At 64.7% G+C, this 15,576-nt stretch carries 11 protein-coding genes and 4 pseudogenes; 3 read left to right on the forward strand and 12 right to left on the reverse strand.

Annotation, left to right across the window (positions count from 1 at the left end):
- Positions 1 to 10: 10 nt before the first annotated feature.
- The 8 genes and pseudogenes from CSV86_RS11360 to CSV86_RS11395 all read right to left on the reverse strand — a co-directional run bounded on the left by CSV86_RS11360 (position 11) and on the right by CSV86_RS11395 (position 8,689).
- Positions 11 to 1,165, reverse strand: coding sequence for a hypothetical protein (locus CSV86_RS11360; protein ID WP_009405366.1), 1,155 nt, complete (start codon positions 1,163 to 1,165; stop codon positions 11 to 13).
- On the reverse strand, positions 1,144 to 2,580 hold the full coding sequence (locus tag CSV86_RS11365; RefSeq protein WP_009405367.1) for an alkaline phosphatase family protein: 1,437 nt from the start codon (positions 2,578 to 2,580) through the stop codon (positions 1,144 to 1,146). Before CSV86_RS11365 ends, CSV86_RS11360 begins: the two co-directional genes overlap by 22 nt.
- Entirely contained in the window at positions 2,567 to 3,802 is a 1,236-nt protein-coding gene (gene eboE, locus CSV86_RS11370; RefSeq protein WP_009405368.1) for a metabolite traffic protein EboE, read from the reverse strand. Before eboE ends, CSV86_RS11365 begins: the two co-directional genes overlap by 14 nt.
- Positions 3,799 to 4,682, reverse strand: a pseudogene (locus CSV86_RS11375) (TatD family hydrolase). The gene eboE and the pseudogene CSV86_RS11375 overlap by 4 nt, the downstream one beginning before the upstream one ends.
- 13 nt (positions 4,683 to 4,695) lie before the next feature.
- Positions 4,696 to 5,477 (reverse strand): annotated as a pseudogene (locus CSV86_RS11380) (EboA domain-containing protein).
- Positions 5,474 to 6,361, reverse strand: a complete 888-nt coding sequence (locus CSV86_RS11385; RefSeq protein WP_009405372.1) for a UbiA family prenyltransferase — start codon at positions 6,359 to 6,361, stop codon at positions 5,474 to 5,476. The pseudogene CSV86_RS11380 and the gene CSV86_RS11385 overlap by 4 nt, the downstream one beginning before the upstream one ends.
- A pseudogene (locus CSV86_RS11390) lies at positions 6,358 to 8,230 on the reverse strand (3-dehydroquinate synthase). Before CSV86_RS11390 ends, CSV86_RS11385 begins: the two are co-directional and overlap by 4 nt.
- Before the next feature lie 186 nt (positions 8,231 to 8,416).
- Positions 8,417 to 8,689 carry a hypothetical protein gene (locus CSV86_RS11395; protein WP_009405375.1) on the reverse strand — a complete coding sequence of 91 codons (273 nt, stop codon included), beginning with the start codon at positions 8,687 to 8,689 and terminating at the stop codon, positions 8,417 to 8,419.
- Between the two features lie 134 nt (positions 8,690 to 8,823).
- Here CSV86_RS11395 and CSV86_RS11400 point away from each other — a divergent pair, with 134 nt between their 5' ends.
- Complete coding sequence (locus tag CSV86_RS11400; protein ID WP_009405376.1) at positions 8,824 to 9,930, forward strand: Gfo/Idh/MocA family protein; 1,107 nt, start codon at positions 8,824 to 8,826, stop codon at positions 9,928 to 9,930.
- A 42-nt stretch (positions 9,931 to 9,972) separates the two neighbouring features.
- Here the strand turns inward: CSV86_RS11400 and CSV86_RS11405 are convergent, their stop codons facing one another.
- Both CSV86_RS11405 and CSV86_RS11410 read right to left on the reverse strand, forming a co-directional pair.
- Complete coding sequence (locus CSV86_RS11405; protein ID WP_009405377.1) at positions 9,973 to 10,437, reverse strand: PA2171 family ribosome-binding persister protein; 465 nt, start codon at positions 10,435 to 10,437, stop codon at positions 9,973 to 9,975.
- 96 nt (positions 10,438 to 10,533) lie between these two features.
- On the reverse strand, positions 10,534 to 12,288 hold the full coding sequence (locus CSV86_RS11410) for a glycoside hydrolase family 15 protein (protein WP_037061923.1): 1,755 nt from the start codon (positions 12,286 to 12,288) through the stop codon (positions 10,534 to 10,536).
- 197 nt (positions 12,289 to 12,485) lie between these two features.
- Between CSV86_RS11410 and CSV86_RS11415 the strand changes: the two genes are divergently transcribed.
- Positions 12,486 to 13,541, forward strand: a complete 1,056-nt coding sequence (locus tag CSV86_RS11415; protein WP_037061907.1) for a M28 family peptidase — start codon at positions 12,486 to 12,488, stop codon at positions 13,539 to 13,541.
- Here the strand turns inward: CSV86_RS11415 and CSV86_RS11420 are convergent, their stop codons facing one another.
- Positions 13,542 to 14,399 (reverse strand): SDR family oxidoreductase, encoded by an 858-nt coding sequence (locus CSV86_RS11420; protein ID WP_009405380.1) that lies wholly within the window; start codon positions 14,397 to 14,399, stop codon positions 13,542 to 13,544.
- A 171-nt stretch (positions 14,400 to 14,570) separates the two neighbouring features.
- Here CSV86_RS11420 and CSV86_RS11425 point away from each other — a divergent pair, with 171 nt between their 5' ends.
- The gene (locus CSV86_RS11425; protein ID WP_009405381.1) at positions 14,571 to 15,095 is read left to right on the forward strand and encodes a hypothetical protein; all 525 of its coding nucleotides are present in this window, start codon (positions 14,571 to 14,573) and stop codon (positions 15,093 to 15,095) included.
- Between the two features lie 186 nt (positions 15,096 to 15,281).
- Here the strand turns inward: CSV86_RS11425 and CSV86_RS11430 are convergent.
- Positions 15,282 to 15,564 (reverse strand): annotated as a pseudogene (locus CSV86_RS11430) (short chain dehydrogenase); the annotation flags it as partial.
- Positions 15,565 to 15,576 lie beyond the last annotated feature (12 nt).

A 15,576-nucleotide genomic window follows, 5' to 3' on the forward strand; every position in this document is an offset into this window, starting at 1 on the left:
GTCGTGCTCCTTAAGGACGCTGCCACTGGGCGCGCTTGAGCGACCAGACGTAATCGAGTTTGTTGTAGCCCTTGAACGCCGTCTCCGGCAAAGGCGCCGTGGGGTAGACGATGCCGTCCTTGCCATCCTGGCCGCTGAGCGTGAAGTTGAAGTAGCCGTCGTCCTTGGAATAGGCCGCCGTGCCGTGGCAGGCGGAGCACGAGGACTGGCTCTGGAACGCCGATTCCAACTGCGAGTTGGCCAGCAGTTTCGGGTTGCTATCGATCTGGGTGCCGATCAGTTCGTAGCGCGACAGGTTGCCGTACCACTGCTGGAATTGAGCGTTGACAGGCACTGCCTCGGCGGTCGGCCCGGTGCTGTTGGTCATCGGCTTCGGCGGAATGGCATTGGTGACCGTGTATTTGCTGTTGTTGACGTTCTCGAAGGTGGTCCAGACCCACTGGGGAACCAGCTTGTTGATCACGTGCAGGGCGCTGAGCGCGGCATAGCCGACCGTGTAGCTGCCGTCGTCGTTCTGGTAATAGGCCTGGGCGATGTAGTAGCCATCGTCCTCCAGCTGCTTCTGGTAGGTGGTATCGGTGCCGATCCATAACCAGCCCGCTTTTGCCTCCCAGGACGTGGCCGGGAAGTCCAGGTTGGCGGTCAGGGCACTCTGGCCGTTGGTGTTGTAGACGCCTTTCTGCACGATGTAGTCGAAGGTGGATTCGCTCATCAGCAACTGGAAGCGCACCGGTTTGCCGCGTTGCGCCGCCGGCACGGTCTTGCCATCCATTTCCAGGGGCAGGCCATCGACCTGAAGGATGGCATTGAGGTTGTGGAAGGCTCGCTGGGTGTTCATCCCCGGGATCCCGGCGGCCGCTTGCGTCACTGCCTGGGGCGGCGGCGCAAGCGTGTAGGCACCAGGATTGGCGCCATTGGCCAGGTACACCTGGTCCGACGGCTTGAGGGTTTCCCAGACCCGGTCCAGGCCATTGGCGGCAGGCTGGTTCAGGCAATTGAACCAGTTCCAGCTGAGGGTTTCCTTGCTCGCATTGAGCTGTGCCAGGGCCTGGGCCTGATTGCCGTTGAAGGTGAGGAAATTGCTGCAATCGAAGGGGTTGGTGTTATCAGCCTGGGCCAGTCCGGCCAGTGTACTGAGAACGGTTAGTGAAATGGCTCGCCGCATATGTGCTCCTTGGCATTGGCCAGGTCGTTAAGGTTCTGCCCCAGGAAATGCCGAAGGAGCAGAGGTTTGACCGCCGTTGCCGCCATACTCCGCGGCAATGGCACGTCGCAATCGGTGATGAGCAGCGGCCCGGCCTGCTCGCTGGCAGGTGGACGGCCATGACTGCCGCGGACCAGTCCGGTGTCCAGCGGGATCAGGTCCATGTAGTAGCGAAAGCCGAGCTTTTTCTGCAGCAGGCGGCGCGCCACTTTCAATCCGGGGAAGCGGATTGCCGGGTCGACGAATAGCTCCACCGGGTCGTAGCCGGGCTTGCGGTGGATATCCACGGTGCGGGCGAAGTCCGGCGCCCGGGCGTCGTCGAACCAGTAGTAGTAATCGAACCAGAACCCCGGCGCCGCGATGGCCACCAATTCGCCGCTGCGCGGGTGATCCAGTTGCCAGGTGCGCTGCTCATGTTTGTCCAGCACCTGCTCGATGCCGGGTTGGCGCTCCAGCCGGGCCTTGACCCGGGCAATGTCCGCAGCCCGCCTGACATACACATGGGCGATCTGGTGATCGGCCACGGCAAAGGCGGCGCTGGCGCCCGGATCAAGCAATTCCCAGGTCAGCGACTGGCGCACCTGCAGCAGGCCTTCCTCGCGCAGTACGCGGTTGATCGATACCGACCGCTCGACCGCTTCGATGCCGTACTCGGACAACAGCATCACCGCCGCGCCCTGGTCGCGGGCGAATTCCAGCAAGCGCCCGACTTCATGATCAATGGCCCGCACTTCGGCGCCGATCGACGGGTGCTCGGGGCCGAGTTTCTGCAGGCTGTAGTCGAGGTGTGGCAGGTAGATCAGTTGCAGGTCGGGCCGGTTGAGCTGGAACTCCAGCAGGGCGCAATCGACGATCCAGCGACTCGATGCAATGCCCGCGGCCGGGCCCCAGAAACCGGGGAAAGGGAACTCGCCGATCTGCGCTTCGATGCGTTCGTGCAGCCCCGCCGGCGACGAGTACAGGCCGAAGATCTTGCGCCCGTCGGCCGGGTAGTGCGGACGCGGAGTGATCGAGGCATCGACATCGGCGTACATGTTGTACCACCAGAACAACTGGCTGCAGCGGAACCCGGGCAGCTCGCGCCTGAGGGTTTCCCAGACTTTCTCGCCCTGGATCAGCGCATTGGGCTGCAGCCAGAAGCGCACCTCGGCCTGCTCGCGAAAATACCAGCCGTTGCCGACGATGCCGTGCTGTGACGGCGCTGCGCCGGTCAGGATCGAGGCCTGCACGGTGGAGGTCACCGCCGGGAACGAGGGTTGCAGGCTGGCCATCCGTGCGGTTTTCAGCAGGGCGTTGATATGCGGCGTGTTGGCCCCTAGCAGCGAGGGCGTCAGACCGACCACATTGATCAGTAGCAGGGGTTTACGGGCAGGCATCGGCAAGTCCTTCATGCAGCGGTTGTTGCAGCAGGCGGCGCTGGTGCAGTTGGGCTTGAACCCAGTCCAGCTCGGCGCCGATACCGCGCAGTTGGGCCTGTTCGTCCGTGGGCCGCAGTTGTGCGGGCAGGACACCCCAGCTGTAGGTTTCCACTTCGAGTACCGGACGCAGGCCGGGGTGGGCCGCCAGGTAGTCGAAGGTCTGCCCCAGAGCGTGCTGGCTGCCGCGAAGCTCGGGCAGCAGCAACTGCTCGCTGAACAGCGGGACGTGAAAGTGAATGCGCAATTCCCGATAGCGCCCTGGGTGGCTGGCGCACTCGTCTAGCGCGGCGGGCAGGTCCGTCCAGGCCACCAGCCGGCCGTCGTGGCCGCGGGCCTTGACCTGATGCAGGTAGGTGGCCTCGGAAAACCCGGCAAGGACGTCGAGCACCTGCCTGAAGCGCGGGGCGTCCTGGCCCGGCAGGCGGCAGATCATCGCGCTGGACAGCTGGATCTTGCCGATCGGCACACCGGCCGCTTGCAGCCGTTGCAACGAGCGGTAGCAGTCTTCGTACATCACTGCCTGGTGACAGACGTCGAAGCACAGCGCCAGATAGCCATGGTGCGGGTCGCTGGACTGCAAGTGGCGGAAGAATGCGATGGCCTGGTCAGTGTTCTCCAGCACGCAGTCAGGTTCCATTTCCAGGCAGAACACCACCTTTTTGCCCGTTTCCCCATGCAAGCGGGCCAGGGCGGCGGTGAGCTGGCGCAGCTGGTTTTCGGCCCGTTGCTGCAACGCCGGGCTCCAGCCGGCGGCGTAGCCCAGGGGAACGGTGGAAATCACCCCCTCGGTACACCCGGCCGGCAGGGCGTGCACCAGGATGCGCGCCAGGTCCAGGCTGTAGGTGAGGCGCTCGGGCATGGACCAGTCGGGAAGGTAGACGGCGGCCTTTACCGCGCCTTCATGGAATTCACCGTAGGGAAAGCCATTGAGCGAGGTCAGGCGCAGGCCCGTTTCCTCCAGCAGGTCGAGGAACTGGCGGCGTGCCGCCAGTTCCTGCAACTGGTCGGCGGCGTGGGCGCAGATCCACAGGCCGCTGTCCTGATGGCCCAGTCCGCGCAGGCGGCGTACCGCCTGGAAGTGCCGGTCGATGGAAGCGCGCAGCCCGGCCAGGTCCCTGGTCGCGTGCACGTTGCTGCAATAGCCGACCTGGCTGGGCGTCCAGCCCGTGGCGGCGCTCATTTGACCACCGGGTCCTGGCCGCGCAGGGCGGAGTTGTCCTGCCAGGTCTTGCGCTGGTCGATGGGCAGCGGCGTGCTGACCAGCGTCTTGTCCAGCTGGCCGCTCTGGGCGAAGAAATCCACCGGGTTATGGAACAGCACCTGTTCCACCTGGGCCTCGCTGAAGCCCGCTTCGCGCATGGCCTGGCCGGTTTTCGGCACCTTTAGCGGATCGCTCACGCCCCAGTCGGCGGCGCTGTTGACGATCATCTTGTCGGTCCCGTATTGCTGGAGCAGCGCGACCATGCGCTGTTCGGACATCTTGGTGTTGGGGTAGACCGAATGGCCACGCCAGCAGTCGCTGTCCAGCACCAGGGGCAGGGTCAGTTCGTTGAGGTGGTCGATCACCACCAGGTGCTCCGGGATGCCCACTTCGCGGATCACCGCCAGGGTGCGCTTGGTGCCGCCGATCTTGTCGCGGTGCGGGGTATGCACCAGCACCGGCAGCTTGAACTGCCTGGCCAGGTCCAGCTGGAGGGCGAGGAAACGGTCTTCCTCGGGGTGATGTCGTCGTAGCCGATCTCGCCAACCGCCACTACGCCGTCCTTCACCAGGTAGCGCGGCAGGATGTTCACCACCTCCTGGGCCAGCTGCAGGTTGTTGGCTTCCTTGGGGTTGATGCCGATGGTGCAGAAGTGGTGGATGCCGAACATGCTGGCGCGGAAGCGCTCCCAGCCCACCAGGGTATCGAAGTAGTCGGCGAAGCTTCCGACGCTGGTCCGGGCCTGGCCCTGCCAGAAGGCCGGCTCGATCACTCCGGTGATGCCGGCGGCCGCCATGTTCTGGTAGTCGTCGGTGGTACGGCTGACCATGTGGATGTGTGGATCGAAATACTTGGGCATGCTGAATCCTCATCTACTGCGGGGAATGATCGGGTGTTCGATGGCGTGAATGCTGTTCAGGGCCGGCGCAGTGCGCCTGCCACTCCGCCGGCAAGCGGCCTTGCCGGTGCAGGTCCGCCAGGCGCTGGCGCTGGGCCGGTTCAAGCAATTGGAAGGCAATCAGCCGCGGCAGGCTGGCCGGCACGGCACGGTTGGCGGCCAGTTGCTCGTCCATCAGGTCGAGGGCGAGCTGGTTGAGTTCGGCGTTGCGGCGTTGCTCGATGCCGATCACCCGGCCAGCGTCGAGTCCCATGCCCAGGGCCTTGAGCAGCAACTGCTGGAACGCGCGCTCGGGTAATGGCGGGACGGGTAGGGGTTGTCGAGGGCGAGAGCCGCGAATACCCGCGAATTGCTGGTGCGTCCGGCCAGCAGGGCCAGGTCCACGCAGGCGCCCTGGCTATCAAGCCAGTCCAGGGCCTTGAGCAGGGCGATCTTTTCCTCGTCGTCGCCCCACAGGAACAACTGCTGCAGCAAGGCTGGCCGGGCGTGCTCGGGATGGGCCCCGCTGACCTGGGCCAGCAGCAGCGCACGAGCCAGCTCGATCGAGTCCCGGCCCTCGACGCCGGGCACTGCCTGGGGGCGCAGATGCCGCTTGCACTGGCTGCTCAGCATCGCCGCACCATTGGCGTCCGCGGTTTGCCCGAGGCGGTTGCGCGCTTGCAGCCACCACTGCTGCTCACTGCTGTCGAGCAGCGCTGTCAGGGCCTGGTTCCATTCGGCCAGGCCGGTGTCGCGCAGGGTCACGTCCATGCTCATGTCGGTTTGATCCAGCGTTGCAGGCGAGGAAGCAGGAAGAACACCAGCACGCATAGCAGGCTGCCCACGGGCTGGTTGGCCACCGCCATCACCAGCGCATCGAACAGCGGCAGCGCTGCCAGGCCAGCGCCGATGAAGGCGCGGATCTTGAGGTGCCGAGGGTTGGCCAGGTGCAGCCAGTAATGCCGGCCCAGCCAGCCGAGCCAGAGCAGCAACACGGGCCAGAACCACAGGGTTTCGGCATACACTGCCAGGGCCAGCGGGCTGAGCATCAGCAACAGGGGCAGGCGGCTGACCAAGCGGTTGCGGTGCTCCTGGCTGGCCAGGTAGGTGAGTCCGCTGATGTAGACGCCAAGCAGGATCGCGCAGAGCCAGATAGGCTCGGGCGGTACCGCCAGGCTGGCTGCGGCGCACAGGTACAGTGCCGAGCGGCAGGCACCCATCAGCCAGACGCTATGCACATATTTCTTGTGCAATAGGTTGTAGCCGAGGATGCAGCCGACCAGCAGGGTGACGCTGCCCAGCAACCAGCCAGGCTGTTCGATCAACCGGCTCAGGCCCAGTGCCGAGGTGCCGGCCAGGGCCAGCAGCAGCCACGAGGCAACACGCACCTGCTGGCGGCTGACCAGGCCAAGGGTGATCGGCCGCGGGTTGTTGTGCTGTCGATCCCAATCGGCATCCAGCAGGTCGTTCAATAGCATGCCGGCCAGGTACAACAGCGACAGGGTCACCAGTAGCAGGATCCACACCAGCGCCGATGGCGGCGCCAGGGCGCCGGCGCTGCTGGCCAGGAGCGCAGCGGCCAGGCAATTGGTCCACACCGTGGGCAGGTTGGAGACCCTGCCGAGGGTCATCCAGGCCTTGAGGTTCGGTGCCTGGCTCATCGCGCATAGCCCTCGTGCAGGTGGAAGGGCGATGCACCAAGGGCGGATAGCCGAAGCAAGGCCTGCTCCATGATGCGGTCGTCGATTTCATGCAGGTCGATGCAGCCACCGATGCGGTCGAGCATGGGGATCGACAGGCGCCCCCCAGATGCTGGCGGAACTCTTCCAGCCCCAGCAGCACCAGGGAGCGCCCCTGCGCATCCTTCAAGCCCAGCTCCGGCGGGCACAGGTCGAAACCCAGCCGTTGCAACAGGTTGATGATCCGTTCGCTATCGGCATCGCCGAGCAGGCCAAGGGCATTGGCGTACAGCGCATCGAGGGCCATGCCCACGGCTACCGCTTCGCCATGGCGCAGGCGGTGCTGGCCGAGTTTTTCCAGTTTGTGCGCGGCCCAGTGGCCGTAGTCGAGCGGGCGGCCATTGCCACGTTCGAAGGGATCGCCGGCGCCAGTGATATGCGCCAGGTGCAGTTCGGCGCAGCGGCGAATGGCGTGGCGGCTGGCGGCAGGCTCGAAGCGGGCGAGCTCGTCTACCTGTTGCTCCATCCACTGGAAAAACGTCCCGTCCTTGATCAACGCCACCTTTACCGCTTCGGCCAGGCCGGCGAGCTGGTCGCGGCGGCCGAGGCTGGTGAGCAACTGGAAGTCGTTGATCACCGCATTGGCCGGGTAGAAGGCGCCCAGCAGGTTTTTCTGGCCGAAGGCATTGATGCCGTTCTTTACCCCGATACCGGCGTCGTTCTGCGCCAGTACCGTGGTCGGGATGCGGATCAGGCGAACGCCGCGGTGGAAGGTCGCACAGGCATAACCCACCGAATCCAGCAGGGCGCCACCGCCCATGGCGAGCACATAGCAATGGCGGTCCAGGCCGTGGTGCAGCATGTCGGCGTACAGCTGTTGCAATACCTCGTCGGTCTTGCTCAGCTCCCCGGCGGCCACGCTGATCGGCGCGGCCTTCAGGTGCAGATCGGCGCTGCGGGCGCTGAACCAGCTCGAGACCTGCCCCGCAAGCTGCGGGTTGCATTGCAGCAGTCGTTGGTCGGCAAAGATCAGCACGGTCACCCGGCCATGCTGCCCGGCGGTCAGCTGCTGGCGCAGGCAGTCATTGCCCGGGGCGAACAGGTGATCGGTGAACAGCACCGGGTAGTCGTAGCTGACGGTGAAGCGCCCGCGCAGCGCGTGCCCTTGGGCTTGCCCGCGCAGTTTCTTTGCCAGGCCATGACCGGCCATGAACAGCCCGGGCAGGACCATGCCTGCGCACAGGGTGACCAGCAACGCATTTTGCTCTGCCAGGAAGCTGCCCACAGCGCTGTACCCCAGGGCCAGGCCGGCATTGGCCAGGGTGGTGACCAGGACGAAGCGGCGCAGCGGGTAGCGCTGCATGCCGGCAGCCACTACCGAGGTTTCGCCAGGACGGGGACGCCGCGCAGGCAGATCAACGACAGGGTGCCGAGCGTGCGGCCAAGCTGCCCCGGCTGACGACGATGCAGCCCCAGGCGACCAGCGAGCATGCGGAAATACCCGGCGCCGAGCGCATACCCCAGCCAGGCGCCGAGACACAGACCGAGGAAAATCACCAGGTAACCGCCGGCTCCGCCCAGTGCGGCCACGGCCAGCAACGCCACCACGCTCGACGGCACCGGCAGCACCACGTCGAGCGCCAGCAGGGCGACCAGCAGCAGGGCCAGGTTGGCTTTTTGCGCGGGCGTCTCGGGGAGGTACGTCTCGAGGTGGGTGAGGAAATCCAGGATCTGCTGTTCGAACGACAGGAAGCTGGCGATCACCAGCCCCGAAAAGCAAATCACCGAGACCCAGAAGGGGTCGGCATACACCCGTTTTGCGGGTGCACGACGCCAAGGAGCGCGCTTCATCAAGCATCCCTCTTGATAGTGTTGTAACTGATGTCCGTTTCAGTGTTTTGAGGCTGAGCGTCAGTGCTCGGAAGAAAAAAGGTCTCCGGGGGCGGGTGATGTTGTTTTGATGGCTAATTTGACGGTTGTCACAAACTTAGACGGTCGCCGCGCTTTTGCAAGGCGCCGGCTGAACGAATTGCCGACTTAGGTGTCGGTGGCTTTCCCAATGGTTGCCTCGGCATCCATAAGGGTGTTTTTCTTCCAGCCGCGCAGGTTCATGGCGCACAGGCACACCTGTAGCGCAATCAACGCCCAGGCCTGTGCCTGCCAGCCCCATATGGCCCACAGCAGGTTGCTGGCGATAAAGCAGCAAAAGCCGATCTTGCGGCGTCCCGGGCGGCGCGAGCCGATGCACCAGGCAGCCAGTACGGTCAGTGCCATGGCCGGCCAGTCCAGCAATCCGATCCAGTGTTCCATCAGATAAACCCCTCTGCGGTACCTTTCGATGTGTGACTGAATGGCCCGGAGCGCGGTTCAAGCAAATTTATGGAACCGCTCTGGGCGGCGCCTTGCCAACACTTCTGCGTGTCAAAGACTACAAGGAGGGCAACATGCCCAATGCAGAAGGCAAGATTCGATATGGCGTGGTGGCGGGCGGCTCGATTTCCCAGGGTGCGTTCATGCCCGGCGTCGGGCAGACCGACAACTCGGTAATGACTGCGCTGGTGACCGGCGATCCACAGAAGGCCACGAAGCTGGCCGACCGATACGGCCTCAAGGCGTACGCCTACGAGGACTACGCCGCGTTGCTGGCCTCAGGCGAGGTCGATGCGCTGTACATCGCCACCCCGAACTTCCGCCATCGCGAATTCGTGGTACCGGCCCTGGAGGCGGGGATCCACGTACTGCTGGAAAAGCCGATGGCTACCAGCGAAGAGGACTGCCAGGCGATGATCGCCGCCGCCAAACGCTCCGGGGCGAAGTTGATGATTGCCTATCGCTTGCATTGCGAGCCGGGCACCCTGGACATCATCGGTCGGGTCCGCGCCGGTGATTTCGGCGACCCGCGACTGTTCACCTCGACCTTCACCCAGACGGTCAAGCCCACCAATCACCGGGCGCACAGCGGCTTCGGCGCCGGCCCGGTGCCGGACATGGGCCCCTATCCGTTGAACATGGTTCGCCAGTTGTTCAACGCCGAGCCGATCGAAGTGTCGGCCATTGGTGTCCATTCACCCGGCAGCGCCGTGGACACCTGGGATACGGTCACGGTCAGCCTGCGGTTTCCGGGGGAGCGCCTGGCGCAGTTCACCCTGAGTTACTGTCTGCCCGACAGCGAGCGTTTCCAGTTGCTCGGCACCAAGGGTGAGATCGAAGGGTCGCCTTGCTTCGGTTATGGGGAGGGTGTAGCGATCAGTTACCGTGCCACCGTGGATGGCGAGACCCGAGAGCAGGTGCACCCGGTGGTCGATCAATTCGCCGGCGAAACCGCGTATTTCTCCGATTGCATCCTGCAGGACCGGCAGCCGGAGCCCGATGGCGAGGAAGGATGGCGGGACGTGCGGGTGGTGATGGCGATCGAGAGGGCATTGCAAAGCGGGCAGCCGCAGCGCCTGGAACCGCTGGAGTCGAGGCGCACTGCGCAGCGTGAGCAGCGTCGGGAATTCCCGCTGGCGCAGGTTCCGCCCTTCATCGATACCGAATCGCCTACGCAGTAAGAACTAAGCCTGCGCGCCTTGCGGGCGCGCAGGCCGGTTGCATCAGGCCGCGCGCTGTTCGCCCTTGAGCAGCTTCTTTTGCATCTCCATGGCCTGGCCCAGTTCATCGAGCTTCGCCTTGCCCAGCAACTTCTTCGCGGTCGGGAACAGCTCGCTTTCCTCTTCCTCGATATGGTGCTCGAGCAACTCCTTCATCACCTTGACCCGCCCGGCGAACTCCACCGTTCCCGGCTCGGTTTCCAGCAGGTCGGGAATCACCAGGGAATCGACGGTACGGTGTTCTTCCTTGGCTTCGTAGTACATCTTCGCCTCTTCCTTGCCGCCGGCCTGCTTGATGGCCGGATAGAGGATTTCTTCCTCCAGCTGGGTGTGGATCTGCAGTTCCTGCTCGATGCGGTGCAGCAGCTCGGCGCGTTTCTTGACGGCGCGCTCGGTAGTGGAGGACAGCTCCTCCAGCAGTTTTTTCACCAGTTCATGGTCCTTGGTCAGCAGCTCGATAGCGTTCATGGATTCACCTCTTCATGGGCTGGATAAACACGGTCTTGCACAGGGATGGAGCCGGGTTCAAGCGAAAGGGTTCAATGCCGATGATGGCCGGCACGATCAACGTTGCGGCCCCTGGCCGCCGATGGCCAAGGCGGCGCGCAAGGCGGCCAGGTGGGTCAGGCCCTGGGGCAGGTTGCCGAGGAAATGGCCTTGCACGGGATCGATCATTTCCGAGTAGATGCCCACGCCGTGGGCAAGGCCAGCCAGCGCGTCGCCGTAGGCAGCCCGGGCGCGCTCGTCCTGGCCGAGCAGGGCCCAGGCCTCGATCAGCCAGAAGGTGCAGGCCAGGAAGCACCCTTCCTCCTGCGCGGCCTGGCTGTAGCGATAGTGGAAAGCCCCGGCGCCGAGCTCTTCATGGACCGCGTCCAGGGTGCTGCGCAAGCGCTCGACCGACGGGTAGCCGAAGCGCACGGCCAGGGCCACGGATGCATCCAGACGATCACTGTCCGGGTAGAACAGATACGCCTGGCGCGCCTCGCTCCAGCAGTGCTTCTCGATCCACTCCCGGACCCGCTCGCGTTCGCGCTGCCAGCGTTCGCGGCAGGTGGTCGGCAGGTGCCCGCCATCAGCCAGTTCGATGGCCCGGCTCAGGGCCTGCCAGCAACTGATCTTCGAGGTGGTGTAGTGGCGGCTTTGCTGCAGCTCCCAGATCCCGGCGTCCGGCTGACGCCAGCGGTCCGCGCATTGGTCGGCCAGGCGCGAGAGGATCGTGGCGCTGGAGGTGTCGAGGATGTTGCCGCTATCGATGAAGCAGCGCGCGGTCTCGAAGATATCGCCGTATACCCCGTGCTGGAGCTGGTCGCGCGCGTCGTTGCCGACCACTGGCGGGGAGTTCTTGTAGCCGGGCAGGTCAACGGGCCGCACGCACTCGCCCAAGGCACCATCGAGTGTGTAGAACACCCGCGGCCCGTGCTCGCCGAGGCGGCGCAACAACCAGGTGAAGGCCGCCTTGGCCTCCGGTTGCGCGCCGATGCCGATGAAGGCCTCGATGGTGTAGCTGGCGTCCCTGATCCAGGCGAAGCGGTAGTCGTAGTTCTTCAGGCCACCGATGCGCTCGGGCAACGAGGTGGTCGCCGCCGCCATGATCGAACCGCTGGGCGAGGACAGCAGCAGTTTCAACGCCAGGGCATTGCGTACCACCGTGGACCTGTACGGTCCGTCGTAGTGCAGGGTCGTTGCCCATTGCCGCCATTCGCGGTCGGAGCCGTCGATACGCTGGTCGATCAATTCCAATGCCGGTACCACCAACGGCTCGTTGTGCCCGGCGATCAGCGCGAGCACGGTTTTCTCGCCCTTCGAGACCCGGGCGCGGGCCCTGACGCCGAGATCGTCCTTGCGCTGGATGGCCAGCCGCTCGTCATGCAGGAACAGCCCGAGAATGTCGCCGGCATAGAACACGCAGCCATTATCGTTCGACGCCAGGTAGGGGCTGACGGTGTCGGCCTGGGTGCCGAAATCGATGGCGACATCGAACTCGAGGCTGCCTTCCAGGCCTTCGATGCGCCGCGCCAGTTCGGCCCAGGGCAGGCGCCCGGCCGGGCCGCTGTTCAAGGATTCGACCAGGCGCGCGCGGCCGCTGGCGGTGATGAACAGGGTTTCCAGCACGTTGCTGTCGGGCAGGTAGCGCCGCTCGGTGCGAAAGGCCTCGCAGGGGGTGATTGCGAAATAGCCGCCAGTCCTGGGCGACAGCAGGCGGTCGAACAAGGGCGGCGAGTCCATGTGCGGCACGCACCACCAGTCGATGGAACCATCCAGTCCGATCAGCGCCACCGAGCGGCCATCGCCCAGCGATGCATATTCCTCCAGCAGCAGCCAGCCGCCCTGGTCGCGTCGAGGTTCGCCGTGTTGGGTGTCAGGGGTCGAGTCTATGGTCACGGTGCGGCCTCTTGAACGGTGGGGTCTGTTTCTGGGACAGGCCGGCGAAGCCGGGAGTTCGTCCGGAATCAGGCTGAACGCGCTGCCGGGCGCGGCGGTCAACCGCAGCATCGACGCACAAGGGAGCTGCAAGGGTGGATATCGCAACGCTATTGGAAGAACTGCTGGCCGCTCGTGGGCCGGGTGGCCAGGAGGACGAGGTGCGCGCGATCTGTCAGCGGATGCTGGAGCCGCTTTGCGATGAAACCCGCCTCGACGAGGCCGGCAACCTGGTCGCAGTGATCCGTGCCGGGGGCGACGCCGACCCTGCCTCATCGATCAGGGTCATGGCGCATCTGGACGAGATCGCCATGATCGTCAAGAACGTCATGCCCGACGGCACCCTGCAAGTGCTGGCGCTGGGCGGCGCGCAGCCGATCAGCTTCGGGGTCTGCCCGGTGGATATCCTTGGCGACCGCCTGGTGTGTCCCGGAGTGCTGTCCTACGGGTCCATGCATAACAGCGGAAACAGCGCCAACGGGCGTGACGTGCTCGAGGGTGCGGTGCAGTGGAAGGATGTGCATGTCGTCACCCGCCAGACCAGGGCGCAACTCGAGAGCGCCGGGGTTCGCCCTGGCACCCGTGTGGTTTTCAGCCAGCACTGGCGCAAGCCTTTCCGCGTAGGGGACTGTATTGCAGCGCACTTTCTCGATGACCGCGCGCCGTTGGTCGCGGTCATCGAATGCGCCAGGCGCCTGGTCGAGCGGCGCGAGCAACTGCAGCAGGATGTCTGGTTCGTGTTGACCACGATGGAGGAGGAATCCAATGCCGGTGCCATGTACGCCGCTTCATGGCTGCCGGGCAACACTACCCTCGCCGTCGAGGTCGGGCCTGTACTCGACGAGTACGGCACGCGCCTGTGCGCCGACCCGATCATTAATACGGGTGACCAAAAGGGCTATTACAGCCGCAGCGTCGTGCAGGGCTTGCTCGCGGCCTGCGCGCGGGCAGGGTATGACCCACAGGCGGCGCTACTGGTGGATTTTGCCTCGGATGCCAGCGCGGTGCTGAGCAGCGGCATTGATGCCCGCGCGGGCTGCATCGCCATTCCTACGGAAAATACCCACGGTTTCGAGATGGTCGTGATGGACGGCATAACAGCCTGTGCGGCCAGTCTGGTGGAATACCTGATCCGGCCGCAGGCCGGTTGATCAGAGAATCGGCTTGCCGCCCGTCACCGCATAGCGCGAGCCCGAGATATAGCTGCCTTCGTCCGAGCCGAGCAGCACATAGATCGGCGCCACCTCGACGGGCTGGCCCGGACGGCCAAGCGGTGTTTGCGAGCCGAAGTTCTTCACCGCGTCTTCAGGCATGGTGGCCGGGATCAGCGGCGTCCAGATCGGGCCCGGCGCGACGCTGTTGACGCGGATGCCCTTGCTGCCGAGCAACTGCGCAAGGCCTGCGGTGAAGTTGGCGATGGCGCCCTTGGTGGTGGCGTAGGCCAGCAGGGTCGGGGTCGGGTCGTCGGAATTGACCGAGCTGGTATTGATGATCGAGCTGCCGGCAGGCATGGACGGCAACGCGGCCTTGCAGATGCGGAACATGGCGGTGATGTTCACATCGAAGGTGCGCACCCATTCCTCGTCGTCGATGTCGTCCAGGCTTTCCCGGGTCATCTGGAACGCAGCATTGTTGACCAGGATGTCGATGCGGCCGAACCGGCCCACGGTCTTCTCGACGATATCCTGGCAGTGCGCCTTGCTCGCCAGGTCGCCAGGCAGCAACAGGCACTGGCGCCCGGCAGCCTCTACCCAGCGTGCGGTTTCCTGGGCGTCTTCATGCTCATCAAGATAGGCGATGGCCACATCCGCACCTTCGCGTGCGTAAGCGATCGCCACGGCGCGGCCAATGCCGCTGTCGCCGCCGGTGATCAGGGCGATCTTGTCCTGCAGGCGACCGCTGCCGGTATAGCTTTGTTCGCCGCAGTCGGGGTATGGCTCCATCTTGCGCTGCGAGCCGGGGACGTCCTGGGGTTGGGTGGGGAAAGGCGGGGTAGGGTAGTCGTGCATGGCGATTCTCCTTCGTTCGATGAGGCTGATATGAATTCGAAAGACAGGGCCGTGCAGGGTTGAGGTGGATCCCGGGTCGGTGCGACGAGCGGTCCTGTGCCGCGATTCCACTGAATCTTTATGCCGTGCCTGGTTCTACCGCAGACGTTCAAACGCAACCGGGAGCATCGAGTGCCGCGCATCATCACCCCGTCCACCCCCGAACACGAGATCAACGAACGCAATGCCAGGATGTTCGGTTCGCCCAAGGAACGCCTGGATTTCTACCGCCGCGAGATTCAGTACGAAACCAGCATCCTGGCCAACCGCACCGACGCCTACCTCACCGCACAGTCGTTCCTGGTGATCGCCTTCGTGTCGTGCATGGGCAACCTGAATCCCGGCTGGGGCCCGAGCTTCACGCTCATGGTCGCGCCGTTCCTGGCATTGCTCGGGGTGTTGAGTTCGCTCAATGCCTGGCCGGGCATCCATGCGGCGTTCAAGATCATCGAGCATTGGCAGCTCAAGCAAAGTCATCTGCTGCGCAGCGAGCCGATGATGGGCCTGGCCTATGACGAGTCGCCGCTGTTCAGCGAGGCGGAAACCTCGCGGGTCGGGCATCGCAAGTCGCTGCTGTTTTCCCTGCGCACGCCGTGGATCTTCCTGGTGTTCTGGATCGTGCTGGGCAGCTACTCGGTGTATATCCAGATGGCCTGAAGGAATACGGGGCCTTGCCGGCCCCGTATCGATCGATGCGGCTTCAGTACCTGCGACGCCTCAGCGTTGCCAGGGCAAAGCCGCCCAGCAGCACCATCGCCCCGGCCAGCAGCAGGCCCGGCGCCTTGTGCAACTTCGGTGAAGCCTGTTCGACGGGCTCCCAGCCGTCCTCCGGTTCGACGAAGGCCGAAGCCTCCACCAGCGTCACCGGCAGCACGGCACCGTCTACCAGGGTCAGGGCAAGGTCGCGGATCTCCCCGGCGACCCGGTCCGGAAACACCGGCTCACCCTCGGGATCGAGGCTGTCGTAGATGAAGCGGGTGCCCTCCAGCCAGCCCACTGCCGTGTGCAGTTCAGGGCCGAGGTAGTACTTGCCATCGAGGAAAAACCCCGGGAACTGGTGGGCGCGCTCGATGCTTTCCACCTGGTAGCGCTCGCCGGCCTTCATGCCTGTTGCTGGATCGATCATGGTTGCGTTCTC

Source organism: Pseudomonas bharatica CSV86, from assembly GCF_000319305.2.
In the GTDB taxonomy this organism is placed as follows: domain Bacteria; phylum Pseudomonadota; class Gammaproteobacteria; order Pseudomonadales; family Pseudomonadaceae; genus Aquipseudomonas; species Aquipseudomonas bharatica.

What these genes read in the sequence shown, in the direction of transcription:
- CSV86_RS11395 (WP_009405375.1), bottom strand. Translation starts at nt 8,689, where the DNA reads ATGGAACACTGGATCGGATTGCTGGACTGGCCGGCCATGGCACTGACC.
- CSV86_RS11385 (WP_009405372.1), bottom strand. Translation starts at nt 6,361, where the DNA reads ATGAGCCAGGCACCGAACCTCAAGGCCTGGATGACCCTCGGCAGGGTC.
- CSV86_RS11360 (WP_009405366.1), bottom strand. Translation starts at nt 1,165, where the DNA reads ATGCGGCGAGCCATTTCACTAACCGTTCTCAGTACACTGGCCGGACTG.
- eboE (WP_009405368.1), bottom strand. Translation starts at nt 3,802, where the DNA reads ATGAGCGCCGCCACGGGCTGGACGCCCAGCCAGGTCGGCTATTGCAGC.
- CSV86_RS11420 (WP_009405380.1), bottom strand. Translation starts at nt 14,399, where the DNA reads ATGCACGACTACCCTACCCCGCCTTTCCCCACCCAACCCCAGGACGTC.
- CSV86_RS11365 (WP_009405367.1), bottom strand. Translation starts at nt 2,580, where the DNA reads ATGCCTGCCCGTAAACCCCTGCTACTGATCAATGTGGTCGGTCTGACG.
- CSV86_RS11405 (WP_009405377.1), bottom strand. Translation starts at nt 10,437, where the DNA reads ATGAACGCTATCGAGCTGCTGACCAAGGACCATGAACTGGTGAAAAAA.
- CSV86_RS11400 (WP_009405376.1), top strand. Translation starts at nt 8,824, where the DNA reads ATGCCCAATGCAGAAGGCAAGATTCGATATGGCGTGGTGGCGGGCGGC.